Raw genomic sequence first — 15,976 nt, forward strand, 5'->3', positions numbered from 1 at the left:
CGCGTTACCACCCTAATTCTATTAGCTCTTCGCTAATAGCACTTAGCAACGTACTATCATACGTGTTCTTTGTAACGGTAGACATCCGTCCGGGCTTACTTATTTTCAGCCTCGGCTCCTCGGAGATGATTTTCAAATAACGTCTGCACACCGGCTTTCAGCTATACACCGGCTCTCTGGGGAACAATTCATTATTTTACTCGTTCTCGTCTTCAGATTTGTATACTTTATTAAAAGCTATTTTATGCCATTGGGCAATAAATTGTCAACTAATTCGAAATATATATTTAATTATACCCTTTTTTCACAATTCCTATACAATTATTTCTTAAATTCTTGTATTCCAGCTAAATCTTCATCTTCTTCAATAAGCTCAGCAAAGAATCCTGATTCATCCTCACGAAGAACAATTTCAAGCTCTTCCTTCGCCTCTTCAATTCTATTTAACTGTGCTAAATAACAAGCGCGATCGTATCTTGCTAACAAATCACTCGCATCTATTGTTAATACATCATTTGTTATTTTTTCTGCCTTTAGTGTTTGTCCGGCACCATGATACGAAGATGCTAAAGAAAGAAGAATTGCTGCTTCATTTGGATGATGTATAGAAGCATTTTCTAATACATGAATTGCCTCTTCAAACCTTTCTTGACTTTGATACATTTCTCCTAAAGCAAGAAACGCTCTACTTACAAACGGTGTTTGCTCCATTAATTGTAAGGTAATCTTTTCTGCTTTTCTTTCTTCTCCTATTTTAAAGAATACTTGCGCTTGTAAAAGAAGCGTATCATAATCATCTGGTACCTCTCGAACCATTTGCTTCGTTAATTCTGAAGCATCCCGTAACATATCTTCTTCCTCACACGCCATGAAAAGATTTACAAGTTGCTTCGCTACATCGTAATCCCATTTATTTTCTAACGATGTTTGCAATACATCTATCGCCTCTTTATACATCGCCACATTCTCGTAAAATAGTGAAAATCGCTGCGCTGCCATACTATTTTTTTGATTTAACTTTAACGAAATTTCATACAAATCAATGATTATAGTAATAATCGAAATTTCTTTCGCACGGTTTTTCATACGATAAAAAGCTCTCGTAATTATGGATTTCTTCGGCTGTTCATTTTGTTGACGTTCAATCCATCTTTCCGTCACCGCAGATGCAGCATACATAAATGCCATACTTCTTTCTGCCTTCTTCACCTTTAATGTATGAAGAAAATCTCGTATGTTAGACAATTTCTTATGTTGTTCTATCGCTTTTACATACACATCAAATATTCGTTCATTATTTGCATCTTTTTGTATAACCTTCATTGCAATTTCAATTGCTTTTGCATTCCTTTTTTTCACTAACACTTTGGCATAATGATATAGAACTTCTATATGCTCACTATCTAATTGAAGTGCCTCTTCAATCTGTGCTTGTTCTTTATCTATTTCATCCATCGCTCCATACACATATGCAATCGCATCTAATCGCCATATTTCAGGTGCTTCGTCCGCTAATTGTTCTAGTTCTGTCAGTAACTCTTCCTGAAGACTCATTTCTACTGAAAGCTGTGCCAAATATTCCATATTAATATGCATCGGCTCTTCTTTCATAGCCTGAACCATATGACTTTGTTCTTTAGAACGATTTTCTTCTTTTTCGTATATTTCTGCAAGCTGTAAATGTACACCTTCGAAATTCTCATCAAGCTCTAAACATGTTTCATACGCTTGTTTTGCTTCTATCAATTGCCCTAATGCCATAAGCGTTTCACCAATTCGGTAATACGGTAATGCCGTTTCCTTTTGTTCTATCGCCTTATTATACCTTTTCATCGCTTGGCCGTACTGCCCAATAGATTCATATAAAATACCTGTATAACAACCGTATTCGCTTATTTCATTTCTTTCTTTGTGTAACGTTCTTAAGAATGCTATACCTCTTTGTACAAATACCGTTCCTTTAATTCGATTCACATATTCATCTAACGCACTTGCCACATTATATTCACTCTGCTTTATACCACTCTCTAACTTAGACAAAGCTACTTTAAACCCTTCTTCATTTCCACCAAGTTCAACCTCAGCATCCCATAGAACCATTCCCGCATTCATAAGAAAATCTTGGCTCTTTTCAATTTGTTTTTCAATACCGAGAATATATTGTTTCGCTTCCTTGTATTGTTCTTTCGCCATATAAACTTGCGTAAGTCCGAAGTGAGAATAAATATCATCATGATTTTCTTCTAAAGCACGATTATACAATGTTTCTGCTTCTTCCAGACTATCATTTTGAAAATGATAGTCACCGAGTTTTACGTATAGAGGTGCCTTATCGTCACAATTCTCAATACCTTTTAATAAAATTTCTTTCGTACTTTCCTCATCCTTCAAATCAGACTCGTATATTTCCGAAAGTTTCGTATAGATGTAAGGTGCATTACTATCCAAATAAATCGCTACTTTTAGCCCTTTTATCGCTAAATGTAATTTCCCTAAATGATGCGCACATCTCGCGCGCTCATACCATACATGTGCCTCATTTTTATTCTCTCTTAATAGGTCATTAAAAATTTCATACGCTTCTTCATATCTTTCTAAATCTATTAATATTAATCCGTGATTCGTTAAAGTGAATCTTTCTGGACTACGTTCTAAAGCAACTTGAGAAAACTGCAACGCCTTTTCAGATTGATCGATATACATATATGATAAAGCGAGAAAACTCCAAGCAATCGGCTGATCTGCGTCTAATTGTAATGATGAACGAAAACTTGAAATCGCTTCTATATAACTCTCCTGTTCAAAAGCATATCTTCCGTTTATTAAATGATATAAAGCACGATTATTTTTCTTCTCAACACTTGTCAGCATTTGCCCGGTTTTTTCTAATTCTTGAAGGCGAATAAAGCACTGCGCACCATGCAATTTAACAAAATCTGAGTTCGGAAACTTCTCCATTAACTTTTCAATACAACATATAATAAACTCATTATCTACTTCAACATCTAAATGCTTAACCGTATATAACCACGTATTCGGATTATCACTCGTCTCTTTTAAAAATTGTACTAAGTTATGAATCCCCTCTTTATCATGTTCATCTAAATGATCCGTAAGAGAAAAAACAGATTTAAAATAATGATTTTCTTCTTCATTTAAAAATGTTAATTGCTCCTTCATTTCTTTCGGAACAAACGTAATCGCTAAACAACCTGTGTAACAATATTTTTCTTGTAACTTACTATATTCCACAATAACTGGTTCTATAAAGTTCGGATCTTGAACATAAAAAACTTGTAACGTATCATCATATCCAGATAATACTTGCACATGTGAAGCATGCTCAATATCTATACTTAATAAAACAGGAATCCCTTCATCCAGCAGTCTCTTATAATTTTCCTCATTACCTTTAAAATAACGATATTCATAACCTAATTCTTCTAAATAAGAAACAGTATCTGAAAACTTTGAGCCTGTCATATCAAAAATAAACTCTGCTATTTCATCTTGTGTACGTTTTTCTCCCCATAACTGCAACATCATTTCTAAACTTGTCGGAACACAATAATTATCCTTTTGTACAATAGGAACTATCGGTAAATACACCTTTTTTCCATCTGGATTTTTTTCTAAATTATGATATAAAGACTCTTTTAAAATTTTTTCTTCTTTTAATAACTGTTGTAAATCTACAAGTTTATTCATTTTGTAAAGCGCTTCTGCACGTAAATGTACAAAGTAAGCTTTATACGCATGATAAGGAAGCTGATTATTTATGTTATCTATTACCGCTAACATTTCTTCATACTTCCTTAAATCTAATAAATATTTTACCTTTTCAAAATGAAAATATGGTACTTGCGAGAACTTTACAATCGCATCATCAATTAGCTGTAATGCACGTTTTTGTTCTCCTTGATTCGCATATAATTGTGATAATAAATAGGTAGATAGCTCTTCACAATCTTTATGCTGCATGCCGGCTATAAATTGTTCTTCTGCTTTCTCCCATTCACCTGTATGCATATAGACGTAGCCCCATTTATCAAATACGGCACGTGCACTGTACTCCTCTGCCTTTTGCATATAGATTAGGGCTTCTTCATTTCGTTTCATTTCCAACAAACATCGTACTAATGTAAAATATGTTTTCGCTAAAAGATCAGCTTCTATTTCTTCTTTACTTACCTCTTCTAATGAGTCTTTTAACAACTGTTCTACTTCAAGTATTTTCCGCTCATCAATTAACTCATCACAATATAAAGAGAGCGTTCTCATATTTGGGAATTTTTTGTAGGCGTAGCGAATGAGGAATGAACTGTATTGGTGCATAAGCCCTTCATCAGTAAGACGTATTAATATGTCAAACTCCTTATGCGAAGGAACACTAGCAAGCCAATTCTTCAAATAAGATAAAGCATTCTTTTCTTTTATATATGAAATTTCATTATTTATTTCCTGTAATCCATCTATAAATCTCTTGTCTTTCAAACAAGCATCTAACTGCTTAAAATCTAGCATGTATTCACCTCGAATATTTATTTGCACTGCTACTTGCTTAGATTTTACACATCATATTGTAGGTATTCAACTAAAATCTCCTATAATGGATAGTATTATTTAATATTATTCGAAGTTATAACAAAATATAGTAAAAATGATTGTTTTTCTCCATATTTTGTTTAATTAAATGGAATAACATAACATGAGGAGCTTATCTTTCGGAAGCTGAAATGAGTACATAAAATTATATCGGCGATAATTTAAATATATCAGCGATTATACGGTGGATATCGACTTACTACATATAATGACATTTTTTTCATTTATCAAATTTCAAATCTACAAAAACACCGTAATGATCACTAGGAAATACGCCAGATGAAGTTAATGATGAATTCCCAAATATAGATACGTTTTCAATTATAGGAAATCTCATTGGGGCATTTTCTTGTATCATAATCCAGTCATATCTTTTGTCTTTCTTTATCTCTCCTCTTAAATTAGGATTCTTTCTATACTCTAAAGTTGGTTGAACCTCTTTAAGCTGCGCTACATCTATCCAATGATTATTTATTAAATATTGATGCACCCTTGAATGTGGATCGTCATTGAAATCACCACATAATAATTCGTAATCACTCACTCTATTTGTAATCCAATTATTTACGGCATTCATTTGTTCTTTTCTTAACCTATTAGATTTCCAATTTAAATGAACATTCGTTACTCCGAACTTACAATTTTTATATGTAAACATGATTCGAATGGCACAATAATTTGATTCCTTTATGTCATTTTCCCAAATTGCTTCTTCAGCTATAATAGGAGTTTTACTTAAAAAGGCTAGCCCTTCATCTGGAGAATCAGGGTACTCCTTAAATATACAAAACGGATAACCTATTTGATCCGCTATATACTGCGCAACATTTTTCTTTGAATTCAAATTAACACAACTTCTAACTTCCTGTAGAGCAAGAATATGTGGGGAAATACTTCGAATCTCCTCACAAATAGCTTCTAATCGCTCCAACCAAAGATTATCATTGTTCCATATATTGAAGGTAGCAATCCTTAATAAACCGCTATCTTTCAACATTCTATTTCACCAAATGTAATTTTCATATTCGGAGCATATACTAAAGAAGAATGCAATTGAAATGCTTTAAAAAATCGTAGTTCTGCTTCATACTGAACTAAAGCTTCATTATATGTTAACCCTCTAGCCATTAAACATTCTATAAAATGCTGTTTATCACCCGGATCCCCTGCAATCCCCTCTTCTTTTAATGAATGATACAACCTTTGTTTATCATTATGGTGCATATTAGAATCTAAAAAATTCACTTTATCACTTACTCTACATTCAATATTTTTTACACCTAGTTCACTTAAAAACATCGGTATTTTCATACCAATATTTCCATCTTTTCCGCTTCTCTGCATGTCACTTTCAAATAACTTCTGCAAAGCACCTAGCCTAATAATTTCCGATTGATTCTCTCCATCTAAAGAGTATGAAGACATATTTGATATCCAATGTGGTTCAAAACAGATTATTTTTCCGCCCTTTTTAATTGAATGTATCATTTTTTGTAGCATCGTTTTTGGCGAACTCATATGTAATAAGAAAGCATGACAAATTGCTATATCGTATGTATCGTTCAATTCAATTTCTGTAGCATCTCCCTCAAGAAATTCTGTCTCATACGGAAGTAAACGAAACAACTCTCTCGCTTCAGCTAGTAATGTTTCTCCACTATCAATGCCTGTATACTTAGATCCTTCTGGAAGTAAAGGCATTAATACTAAACCTAAATAACCATATCCACAACCATAATCAACGATATTTACTGGCTTAGTAATCTTCCAAACTGTATTTACTAAAAAGCTTACATAATCGTCATTGTAATATAAATCTCTCGTGTTTTTTAAATATTTTAATTTACTGTTCCAATCGTATGTTTCCAAGTTTAACGCCTCCTTTTTATATATGACATTACAATTCTCCATTTAATAAGGACATTCCTACACTTGAAACAATTCTAGAAAAATTTAGATTTAATAAAATAAAACTTCTGCTTTCACATTTTCTATAAAAATAAATAGGCATACATATCTACTATGATACGTATACCTATTTGTTTTACATCTCCTTAGGTGCCTCCACCCCAAGTAAACGTAATCCCTCTTTTAATACAACTGTCACAGCAAACACTAATGCCAGTCTACTGTCTTTCTCTTCGCTCTCTTCCAATATACGCACATTTCCGTAATATTTATTAAACGATTGTGCTACATCTAATACGTATTTCGAAATGATTGATGGCTCATTTTTGTTGAAGGCTGCTTCGACTACTTGTGGGAATTTATTCAATAATTTTACAACGCTCCAGCTATGATCATCTTTTAAAGCAAACGTACACGTTTCAAATTCTACACTTTCTTTTCTTAAAATAGAGCACGCACGTGCATGTGTGTACTGTACATACGGCCCTGTTTCCCCTTCAAATTTCAGCATGTTTTCTAATGAGAATTCAATATTATGCATACGCTCATTTTTTAAATCGTGGAAAATAACTGCGCCAGCGCCGACTTGCTTTGCTACTTCTTCTTTCTGCTTTAAATTTGGATTTTTCTCTTCAATATTTTGTTTTGCAAGGTCAATTGCTTCCTCAAGTACTTCTTCAAGTAAAATAACTCTTCCTTTACGTGTCGACATTTTCTTGCCGTCTTTTAAAATGAACCCAAACGGTACATGTTCCATGCCGTCAACCCAATTGTAACCAAGCTTTTTTAATACAGTGAAAAATTGATTAAAATGTAAACTTTGTTCTGGGCCAACTACATATAACGCTTTATCAAATGCATATGTGTTTTGACGATATAACGCTGCCGTTAAGTCACGTGTTGCGTAAATCGTCGCACCATCTGATTTTCTAATTAAGCAAGGCGGCATTCCCTCTTCTTCTAAATTAACGACTAACGCACCTTCTGACTCTTCAAGCAAATCATGTTCCTCTAAAATCCCAATAAAATCTTCCATTAAATTATTATAAAAAGCTTCTCCTTGAAAATTAGTAAATTCAACACCGAGCAGTTCATAAATATGAGAAAATTCTTTTAAGGATTCGTGACGGAACCAATTCCAAAGCTCAACTGCTTCTTCATCACCTTCTTCTAATTTCTTAAACCAAGCGCGTCCATCTTCTTCTAGTTCTTCGTCGTCTTTTACCTCTTCATGGAATTGAACATATAACTTAAATAGTTCACGTATTGGATCCTCTTTCACTACTGCTTCATTTCCCCATTTTTTATAAGCAGTAATTAACTTTCCAAACTGTGTTCCCCAGTCCCCAATATAATTAATTCCTACAACTTCATAGCCACATTTTTCAGCGATATGTTTCAATGAATTCCCTATCATTGTAGAACGTAAATGCCCCATTGAAAAAGGTTTCGCGATATTCGGAGAGGAATAGTCGATAACTACAGTCTTTTCACATCCAAAGTGATTTTGACCGTACTTTTCTTTCTCCGCTAAAATCGTTTTTAATACTGTATCACTTACAGTTTCACGATTAAAAAATACATTTACATAAGGGCCAACAGCCTCTACTTTCGTAAAGAACGGATCATGTAATTTCTCCGCAACTTCCTTTGCGATAATAGCTGGTGATTTTTTATATTGTTTCGCAAGTAAAAAACATGGAAATGCCGCATCTCCGAATTCATCTTGTTTCGGCGTTTCGATTAAATCTAAAATTTGGTTTTGCGTTAATTCATTCGTGAAAATATTAGATAAACTTTCCGCAAACTGCGTTTTATAATCCATACTACAACCTCCTTAATTTTTAAAACACAAAAAACTCGTCTCTAAAAAAGAGACGAGTTTTAACCCGTGGTACCACCCTTGTTGTTCGTTAAGAACCACTTTCCCGTTTATAACGAGGACAGGGGGCCTCGGCTTTCTCTACTATTCGTTCAAGAAGCATCTCCGAAGTGCGCTTCATCTTTTTCTTCCGTACTAGGCTCACACCATCTCTAGCTCGCTTTCCTTCGAAAAAAGACTACTCTCTTCATCACAGACAGTATATTTAATTAATTATTGCTTATTATACATCTTTTCAAACAATTAGCAAGGGTCAATTACACCAAAGTGAAACTTAGCACTTTTTCTTTTGTATACGTGAAAATTGTGTTTTTCAAATCTAGAACTACGGAAATGATCTTTCAAAACGACACGCTTTCTCGCCACACGCTTCGCTTCCGCAATTGTTTCGTCAGTAATATCATGATACAAAGCGAAGTGTTTTAATCCTTTTATTCCATCTGATTCTATAACAGTTTCTTCGAACATTGGATCAAGGTAAACGACATCATAACTATTGTCTTCACATTGTTTTAAAAATGAGTAATGCTCCGTTTGCTTCACATCGATTTGTTGCATTGCCTCATCAATTTCAGAAACAGATGAAGACCATGTTTTCAAACCATTTTCCATAATATAAGCCATATACTCATTGCCTTCAAGTCCCGTTACTTTTCCGCTTTCACCAACAATATAACTAGCTACAATACTATCTGATGCCATGCCAAGCGTACAATCTAACACTGTCATTCCGCTCTCTAATTGCGTGGCTTGTACAAACGGATCATGTTCTCCGCGCATTAACCTTTTCACACGAAACATCGCTGAGTTTGGATGAAAGAAAAACGACTCTTCCGTTCCTCTCGGATAAATAGCTAATCGGTTTTTCCCTACAACAAGTACATCTTGTTCATACTGCTCATGCAGTTTATGTACTGGTACGTCATTACGTTTAACGAAAGAACGATTTAATTCTGCTGCTACCTTGTTTGCATAATCTGTCATTTCTTTGTTCGTTCTTCCTGCTGTTGTTACGATCATTTTTTCACCTCTATATAAAGAAAAGAGGGAGATTTACTCTCCCCCTTCTTTAGCAATTCTTTTCAAAAGCTTGTTCTAAGTTCGTAATAATTTCGTCCATAGTTGCACCTTCAATTTCATGGCGGTGAATGAAGTGAACAACTTCTTTTCCTTTTAATAATGCCATAGATGGTGAAGATGGAGGAATTTCTCCGAAGTATTCACGCATTTTTGCAGTAGCATCTTTATCTTGGCCTGCGAATACAGTTACAAGATGATCAGGTTGTTTTTCAGCACGAACAACTGCTTGACCTGCTGATGGACGTGCTAAACCAGCTGCACAACCACAAACAGAGTTTACAACTACTAAAGTTGTACCTGCCGTGTTTTCCATAAATTCTGTTACAGCTTCTTCTGTAGTTAACTCTTCAAACCCAGAACGCACTAATTCTTGACGCATTGGGATTACCATTTGACGCATGTATTCTTCATAAGCATTTGACATCTTGTAATCTCTCCTTCAACTTTCATTCCAAATTCATCATATCACGCTCTATTACTAGGTGCAAAAGAAAGATTACGATGATTTCATTTTTTTGTAGGGATTTCACAAACCCCTTCACGGCAATGTCCAACTGGGACAAGTTTTCTATTGTTAGCGATATAATCGTATACTTTACTTCCAAATCCAAGTACAATAGATAGTTTTATAAAAGGCACGGCAAACCAGTAAGATGGAACAGCCTTTGCTAATACATGTATGCTATGAATCCCGTCATACCACTTATTATTTTTCAAAATATACAATCTTTGTTCCATCTTGCTTTGTAGTTCTTGAGAGAGTTCATATTTCTCAACTACATCTTCATCTCGAAATGAAACAAATTTCATCCTACCCTTTTTATCTAATTTTTTCGTACGTTCAGCAACCGCCGTACACATCGGGCACCAACTATCATAGAAAACAATCATACATTATTCTCCTTTACGAGACTCCGTCATTTGTTTCCATACAGAACCTTTTGCTTCTTCTCCGCCTTCAATACGCTCTAATGCTAGACGCGCTTGCATCGCTACTTCAAACTCTGGATCATCTTGCGCTGCTTTTAATGCCGGAATCGCACTTTCATCTCCAAGTTCAAATAAGAACATCGCTGCACGCCAGCGTACTAATTTACTTGAATCTTTCAGAGATTTAATCATAACGAACATCGCTGCTGGATCACCTACGTCTGATAAGCAATCGCCCGCTGTACGGCGAACACTTACTGAACGATCTAATAACGCTTTATATAATAACGGCAATACTCCATCACCTTTTACCATACCTAAATACGCTGTTGCTAAACGGCGGATCGAAACTTTTTCATCATCTAACGCCATCTTCAACACTGGCATATCTTCTTCAGTAGGATCCATTTGTTCTAATGCCGCAAAACGGTTTTTCCAGTCAGCATCTTTCATCATCTCTTCTGTTACTTTATATGGCTCACGCTTTTGAATCGTTACTTCAACAGCACCTGCCTGGTTTAATAATTCTTTAACTGTTTCATTTACACGTTCTTCTGAATAAGCAGCAACAATTTCTTCTACTACTTCTTTCCCGATTTCTTCAAAATTACCGTAACGTGTACTTTGTTCCACCCATTTACGTTCTTTTACAACGTTTGGTGCAGACATTTGAACTTTCATAATTGATTCTTTAAAACGATCTGGTAAACCAACACGTTCTTCCGTTGTTCCATCTGTTAACTTTACTTGCATTGGAATTGTAAAGAACATTTGAACAAACACTTTCACTTCTCCAAAATGAGCAAGTTGTTGTTCTTCACTTTCTTCTACTACTTCTTCGCCGAAAACAGCACGAACTTGTTGTAATAAAACTTTCCAGTCAAACTTCGCATTTCGCTCCACTGCTAAAAAGTCGGCTACATGATATACACCTTTAATGCCTTCAATTTTCAAAATTTCTTGCACTTGCATTGGTGCTTGTTCTTTATTTTCATTTGTATAATTATTACGCGCTCCTGATGGTAATACTTCATTCAAAATAACTTTCATTGTATTTGGACTTGGCGTCGGTTCAATTGCTTTAATCTTCACGTAAAAAACTCTCCTTTATTGCATGTTCTTAGCTGTATTGTAACATGTTCCACCTCTTTAAACCTACTCGGATGCTTTATCTTGCTGATTTCTTTCCATCATCATACTTTTTCATTCTTTCTCTTTCCACCTAATTCCCCCAAACCCATTGTTTAAAATCCCATCTTATTGCGATGCCCCCTCCCGCCTTTTCTCCAAAAATGTAATGCTCTCAATCAGAACTTCCGTTATATATATTCTCTTTCCTTGATCATCCTCGTAATTCCTCGTATGAATACGTCCGGTAATTCCAACAAGTGACCCCTTCTTACAATATTCAGTTACATTCTCAGCCGATTTTCTCCAAACGACACAATTAATAAAATCTACTTGTTGCTCACCTAAACTATTTCGAAAACCTTTATTCACCGCAACACATATTCGTGCATAAGCGACACTTTGCTTTGTGTAGTATAATTCTGGCTCCTTTGTCAATCTACCGATTAATACAACTCGATTCATCATATGTTATACCACCTCACATATTTTTCTTTATTGTAAAGAAAAATGTATGAAGGGTAAAAAACGTAAAATAATATATTTTAAAGTAAAAAATATTATTTTATATGCTGTAAAAGAAAAAAAGAAACCTTACATATATTAAACATGTAAGGTTTCAAAATTTATACTTCACTACAGGAAATGTAATATCCACCGCGAGCCATCTTTATCTCAACACGATACATTACATTTTCTAAGTAAAAAGTAATCGGTTTAACTTTACTCTCAAAATTCAATTGTTCCTGACATTCAACCGCATACCTTTCGATAGCGGAAATAATAACTTCTGATGATGGATACGTTAAAGCATCTTCTAGTTCTATGAAAAAACTTTTAGAAAATAGTTTTTTCATAATCCCTTTCTTCTCTTTCATCATATTCCATCCCCCTTCAATTTGATTTACCAACAACCATATTATACCATTACCGAAATTAACCTGCATTAACAGGCAGTATAAGCCTCACTGATTAAAATTTCACTCTATCTTTGAAAATAAAAAAATCCTGCATTTTTCATGCAGGATTTTTTTATTAGTCATTTTTCGTAAAGTAAGAAACGAAACGAAGAATTTCTAAGTATAACCAAACTAATGTAAGCATTAGTCCCATCGCAGTGTACCACTCCATATATTTCGGAGCTTGACTACGTACACCATTTTCGATTAAATCGAAATCTAGTAATAAGTTTAATGCAGCAACTACGATAACAACTGCACTAATAATAATACCAATCGTACCGCCTTGGTGAATGTACGGAACAGTTACACCAAACATGTTTAGTAGAAATACGACTAAATACATAACCATAATTCCAAGTGTTGCTGCCATCACGCCTGTACGGAATTTATCCGTTACCTTTACTACACGCGTTGCATATAACACTAACATTGCAAATAGAATTGAGATTGTTAGTAATACAGCATTTAAAACGATAGAATCGCCAAACTTCATTGTATAAACCGCTGAAATACTACCTAATACAACCCCTTCTACTGCCGCATAGATTGGTGCACCAAAAGGTGAAATACGTGGGAAGAACATAGACGCAAATGCGATGATTGCCGCAACGATTAAAGCACCAATTAGTACTGGCATCTTCATCGTCCCCTGCATCATCTGTATGTATGAATAGACAGACGTTGCAAGTAGCAAGATAAGCATAATAAACGTTTTGCCTACTGTTCCGCCAATCGTCATCGCAGAAGCACTTGCTCCCTCTTTACGGAATGCCTCTTTTTTCAACATTGGATTAGATGTTCTCATTTTTTCCCTCCTAAAATAGGTTCTACCAATAGTGTAAAGTTTTTCTCTTTACTTTTCAATATATGCAGCTTGTTTTTATTTTAATCCTTCAACGATGTCTGATAGTTCACTCCATCTTTCCATCGTTTTTTCTAGCTCTTCTTCTGTTTTTTGCTGTGCTTCAGATAATTCTTGTGCCTTTGTGAAGTCAGATCCAACTTTCGTAAGTTCTTCTCCAATTGACTCAATTTTCTCTTCTAGTTCAGCAATTGTATCTTCAATTGTTTCCCATTCACGCTGCTCCTTGTATGAAAGTTTACGTTTACGTTGTTGTTTCGGAGCTTCTTCTACCACTTTTTTCTCTTTTTGAACTTCCGCCTTCTCAATAAGTTCTTTCGTCTTTTCCATTTCTAAAAAGTCCGTATAACTACCTAGGAATTCACGCACTTCGCCTCCACCACTAAAGATGAACAATTCATCTACTACTTTATCTAAGAAGTAACGGTCATGCGATACAGTTAAAACGACACCTGGGAAATCTTCTAAATAATCTTCCAGTACTGTTAATGTTTGTGTATCTAGATCATTCGTAGGTTCATCCAGTAATAGTACGTTTGGTTCTCCCATTAAAATACGTAATAAATATAAACGTCTTCTTTCACCACCAGATAGTTTACCAAGCGGTGTACCATGTGAGTGCGTCGGGAATAAGAAACGTTCTAGCATTTGAGATGCACCAATTACTTTTCCATCTGTCGTATGAATAACTTCTGCAATCTCTTTAATGTATTCAATCATACGCTGATTTAAATTCATCTCTTCATTTTCTTGCGTATAATAAGCAACTTTTACAGTTTGTCCTACTTCAACTTCACCACTATCAGGAGCTAACTTGCCTGCAAGCATATTTAATAGAGAAGATTTTCCGCTTCCATTCGCTCCAATGATTCCGATACGATCTCCTGGTTTTACAATATGATTAAAGTTGTGTAATACCGTTTTATCACCGAATTTTTTCGTTACATCTTTTAACTCAAGTACTTTTTTACCGAGGCGACTGCCGCTAAGCGCAATATCAACTGACTGTTTTGCAGCTGGTCCTTCTTGACCTTTTAACTCATCAAATCGTTGAATACGTGCTTTTTGCTTTGTCGAACGAGCTTTTGCACCGCGGCGGATCCATGCTAGTTCGCGGCGATATAAGTTTTGACGTTTTGATTCTTGCGCAATTTCTTGTTCTTCACGAAGTGCTTTCGCTTCTAAAAATGTACTATAGTTTCCTTCGTAACTATATAGTTTACCATTGTCTAATTCAAAAATACGGTTTGTCACACGATCTAAGAAATAACGATCATGGGTTACAAGTAATACCGCACCATTATATCTTGCTAAATATTCTTCCAACCATTCAACTGTCTCATGGTCAAGATGGTTCGTAGGCTCATCCAAAATTAATAAATCAGGTGTTTCAATAAAACATTGCGCCATTGCAATACGCTTTTTTTGTCCACCAGATAGGTTTCCAACAGTTGCTGTAAAATCAGTAATTCCTAATTTCGTTAATAACGATTTTGCATTCGCATTTGCTTCCCATGCACTCATCGCATCCATACGTTGCTGCACTGCAAATAATTGTTCCTGTACTTTTTCATTACTTGGATCTTTTTCGATATTTAATAACGATTGTTCATAATCACGAAGAAGACGAATTAAAGGTGTATCACCATGGAACACTTGCTCTAATACTGTTAGTTTTTCATCAAACTCTGGTTGCTGTGATAAATAACTAATTGTATACCCACGGGAATGCGTCATATCACCTGTATCAGGAGTTTCTAACCCTGCAATAATTTTTAATAATGTCGATTTACCAGTACCGTTTACACCAATAATTCCGACACGTTGTCCTTCTGTAATACTACATGATAATCCATCAAATAACGGTTTTTCTCCGTATGATTTCGATAAGTTTTCCACAGTTAACATTTTCATATTTGTGCATTCCACTCTTTCATAAATTGTTCAATAAACTGTTCCATATAACGATGACGAACTTCAGCCTCTTGTTTTGCTGCGTTCGTGTTCATTAAGTCTTTTAGTTTCAAAAGTTTTTCATAAAAATGATTTAAAGATGGATCGTTATTTTTTCTATATTCATCTTTCGTCATCACTTCACGTGGAGGAATAGTTGGATCATACATTAATCTCCCTTTCGCTCCACCATACGCAAATGTGCGAGCTATTCCAATTGCTCCAAGAGCGTCTAAGCGATCCGCATCTTGAACAAGCTTCCCTTCAAGTGAATCCACTTTACCGCCATGACCACCTTTATAAGACATATTGGCAATGATATGAAGAACATGTTTACTTTCCTCTGCTTCAACATGTAACTCTTCTAACCAATCAGAAACTTTTTTCATTCCTGCTTCTTCACTTTCATTTAACTTCTCATCTGCCACATCGTGAAGTAATGCTGCCATTTCAATTATAAAACGATTTCCCCCTTCTTGCTCGGATAAAGAAATCGCCAGTTTATGTACGCGTTCAATATGATACCAATCATGCCCACTCGCATCTTTTTCTAAAATATGTTTTACAAAAGTAATTGTTTTTTGAATCTTTTCTTGTTTTGTCATTTTATCTTCACCCAGTTACTTATTGTAACACGCCCGCATTTTTTCATCACATATTTTCTTG

13 protein-coding genes and 2 other annotated features (1 of these 15 cut by a window edge) are annotated in these 15,976 nt (G+C 35.0%); all 13 genes read right to left on the bottom strand.

Annotated elements, in window-relative coordinates; translation table 11 throughout:
* Nucleotides 1–222 (bottom strand) — a binding site (T-box leader); it reaches 18 nt to the left of the window's first position.
* A 99-nt stretch (nt 223–321) separates the two neighbouring features.
* Entirely contained in the window at nt 322–4,524 is a 4,203-nt protein-coding gene (locus tag FS802_RS03065) for a bacteriocin-processing peptidase family protein (RefSeq protein WP_144524859.1), read from the bottom strand.
* Between the two features lie 301 nt (nt 4,525–4,825).
* Nucleotides 4,826–5,602 carry an endonuclease/exonuclease/phosphatase family protein gene (locus FS802_RS03070; RefSeq protein WP_144524861.1) on the bottom strand — a complete coding sequence of 259 codons (777 nt, stop codon included), beginning with the start codon at nt 5,600–5,602 and terminating at the stop codon, nt 4,826–4,828.
* Complete coding sequence (locus FS802_RS03075; RefSeq protein ID WP_186367209.1) at nt 5,596–6,516, bottom strand: class I SAM-dependent methyltransferase; 921 nt, start codon at nt 6,514–6,516, stop codon at nt 5,596–5,598. The genes FS802_RS03070 and FS802_RS03075 overlap by 7 nt, the downstream gene beginning before the upstream one ends.
* A 133-nt stretch (nt 6,517–6,649) precedes the next feature.
* Nucleotides 6,650–8,338 carry an arginine--tRNA ligase gene (argS, locus tag FS802_RS03080; RefSeq protein WP_088107123.1) on the bottom strand — a complete coding sequence of 563 codons (1,689 nt, stop codon included), beginning with the start codon at nt 8,336–8,338 and terminating at the stop codon, nt 6,650–6,652.
* Between the two features lie 45 nt (nt 8,339–8,383).
* Nucleotides 8,384–8,598 (bottom strand) — a binding site (T-box leader).
* 40 nt (nt 8,599–8,638) lie between these two features.
* Nucleotides 8,639–9,415 (bottom strand): class I SAM-dependent methyltransferase, encoded by a 777-nt coding sequence (locus FS802_RS03085; protein ID WP_088107122.1) that lies wholly within the window; start codon nt 9,413–9,415, stop codon nt 8,639–8,641.
* A gap of 49 nt (nt 9,416–9,464) precedes the next feature.
* On the bottom strand, nt 9,465–9,899 hold the full coding sequence (locus FS802_RS03090) for a BrxA/BrxB family bacilliredoxin (protein ID WP_000063705.1): 435 nt from the start codon (nt 9,897–9,899) through the stop codon (nt 9,465–9,467).
* Between the two features lie 83 nt (nt 9,900–9,982).
* Nucleotides 9,983–10,366, bottom strand: coding sequence for a thiol-disulfide oxidoreductase DCC family protein (locus tag FS802_RS03095; RefSeq protein WP_144524864.1), 384 nt, complete (start codon nt 10,364–10,366; stop codon nt 9,983–9,985).
* Nucleotides 10,367–10,369: 3 nt separating this feature from the next.
* A complete protein-coding gene (locus FS802_RS03100) occupies nt 10,370–11,497 on the bottom strand; it encodes a conserved virulence factor C family protein (protein WP_063262727.1) in 1,128 nt (375 codons plus the stop codon).
* Between the two features lie 165 nt (nt 11,498–11,662).
* Complete coding sequence (locus FS802_RS03105; protein ID WP_088107121.1) at nt 11,663–12,001, bottom strand: single-stranded DNA-binding protein; 339 nt, start codon at nt 11,999–12,001, stop codon at nt 11,663–11,665.
* 158 nt (nt 12,002–12,159) lie between these two features.
* Nucleotides 12,160–12,414: a DUF4318 domain-containing protein gene (locus tag FS802_RS03110; protein ID WP_000975142.1), complete on the bottom strand. Its 255-nt coding sequence runs from the start codon at nt 12,412–12,414 to the stop codon at nt 12,160–12,162.
* Nucleotides 12,415–12,568: 154 nt separating this feature from the next.
* Complete coding sequence (locus FS802_RS03115; protein WP_001260655.1) at nt 12,569–13,300, bottom strand: Bax inhibitor-1/YccA family protein; 732 nt, start codon at nt 13,298–13,300, stop codon at nt 12,569–12,571.
* Between the two features lie 75 nt (nt 13,301–13,375).
* Nucleotides 13,376–15,271 (bottom strand): ABC-F family ATP-binding cassette domain-containing protein, encoded by a 1,896-nt coding sequence (locus FS802_RS03120; protein ID WP_000783182.1) that lies wholly within the window; start codon nt 15,269–15,271, stop codon nt 13,376–13,378.
* Nucleotides 15,268–15,915 (bottom strand): HD domain-containing protein, encoded by a 648-nt coding sequence (locus FS802_RS03125; protein ID WP_000165957.1) that lies wholly within the window; start codon nt 15,913–15,915, stop codon nt 15,268–15,270. The genes FS802_RS03120 and FS802_RS03125 overlap by 4 nt, the downstream gene beginning before the upstream one ends.
* Nucleotides 15,916–15,976: the final 61 nt, after the last annotated feature.

This window comes from Bacillus sp. DE0042 (assembly GCF_007680225.1).
GTDB lineage: Bacteria > Bacillota > Bacilli > Bacillales > Bacillaceae_G > Bacillus_A > Bacillus_A wiedmannii.

Bases quoted from the DNA above. Each gene is read 5' to 3' on its own strand.
- FS802_RS03065 (WP_144524859.1), bottom strand. From the start codon at position 4,524: ATGCTAGATTTTAAGCAGTTAGATGCTTGTTTGAAAGACAAGAGATTT.
- FS802_RS03070 (WP_144524861.1), bottom strand. From the start codon at position 5,602: ATGTTGAAAGATAGCGGTTTATTAAGGATTGCTACCTTCAATATATGG.
- FS802_RS03075 (WP_186367209.1), bottom strand. From the start codon at position 6,516: ATGGAGAATTGTAATGTCATATATAAAAAGGAGGCGTTAAACTTGGAA.
- argS (WP_088107123.1), bottom strand. From the start codon at position 8,338: ATGGATTATAAAACGCAGTTTGCGGAAAGTTTATCTAATATTTTCACG.
- FS802_RS03085 (WP_088107122.1), bottom strand. From the start codon at position 9,415: ATGATCGTAACAACAGCAGGAAGAACGAACAAAGAAATGACAGATTAT.
- FS802_RS03090 (WP_000063705.1), bottom strand. From the start codon at position 9,899: ATGTCAAATGCTTATGAAGAATACATGCGTCAAATGGTAATCCCAATG.
- FS802_RS03095 (WP_144524864.1), bottom strand. From the start codon at position 10,366: ATGATTGTTTTCTATGATAGTTGGTGCCCGATGTGTACGGCGGTTGCT.
- FS802_RS03105 (WP_088107121.1), bottom strand. From the start codon at position 12,001: ATGATGAATCGAGTTGTATTAATCGGTAGATTGACAAAGGAGCCAGAA.
- FS802_RS03110 (WP_000975142.1), bottom strand. From the start codon at position 12,414: ATGATGAAAGAGAAGAAAGGGATTATGAAAAAACTATTTTCTAAAAGT.
- FS802_RS03115 (WP_001260655.1), bottom strand. From the start codon at position 13,300: ATGAGAACATCTAATCCAATGTTGAAAAAAGAGGCATTCCGTAAAGAG.
- FS802_RS03120 (WP_000783182.1), bottom strand. From the start codon at position 15,271: ATGAAAATGTTAACTGTGGAAAACTTATCGAAATCATACGGAGAAAAA.
- FS802_RS03125 (WP_000165957.1), bottom strand. From the start codon at position 15,915: ATGACAAAACAAGAAAAGATTCAAAAAACAATTACTTTTGTAAAACAT.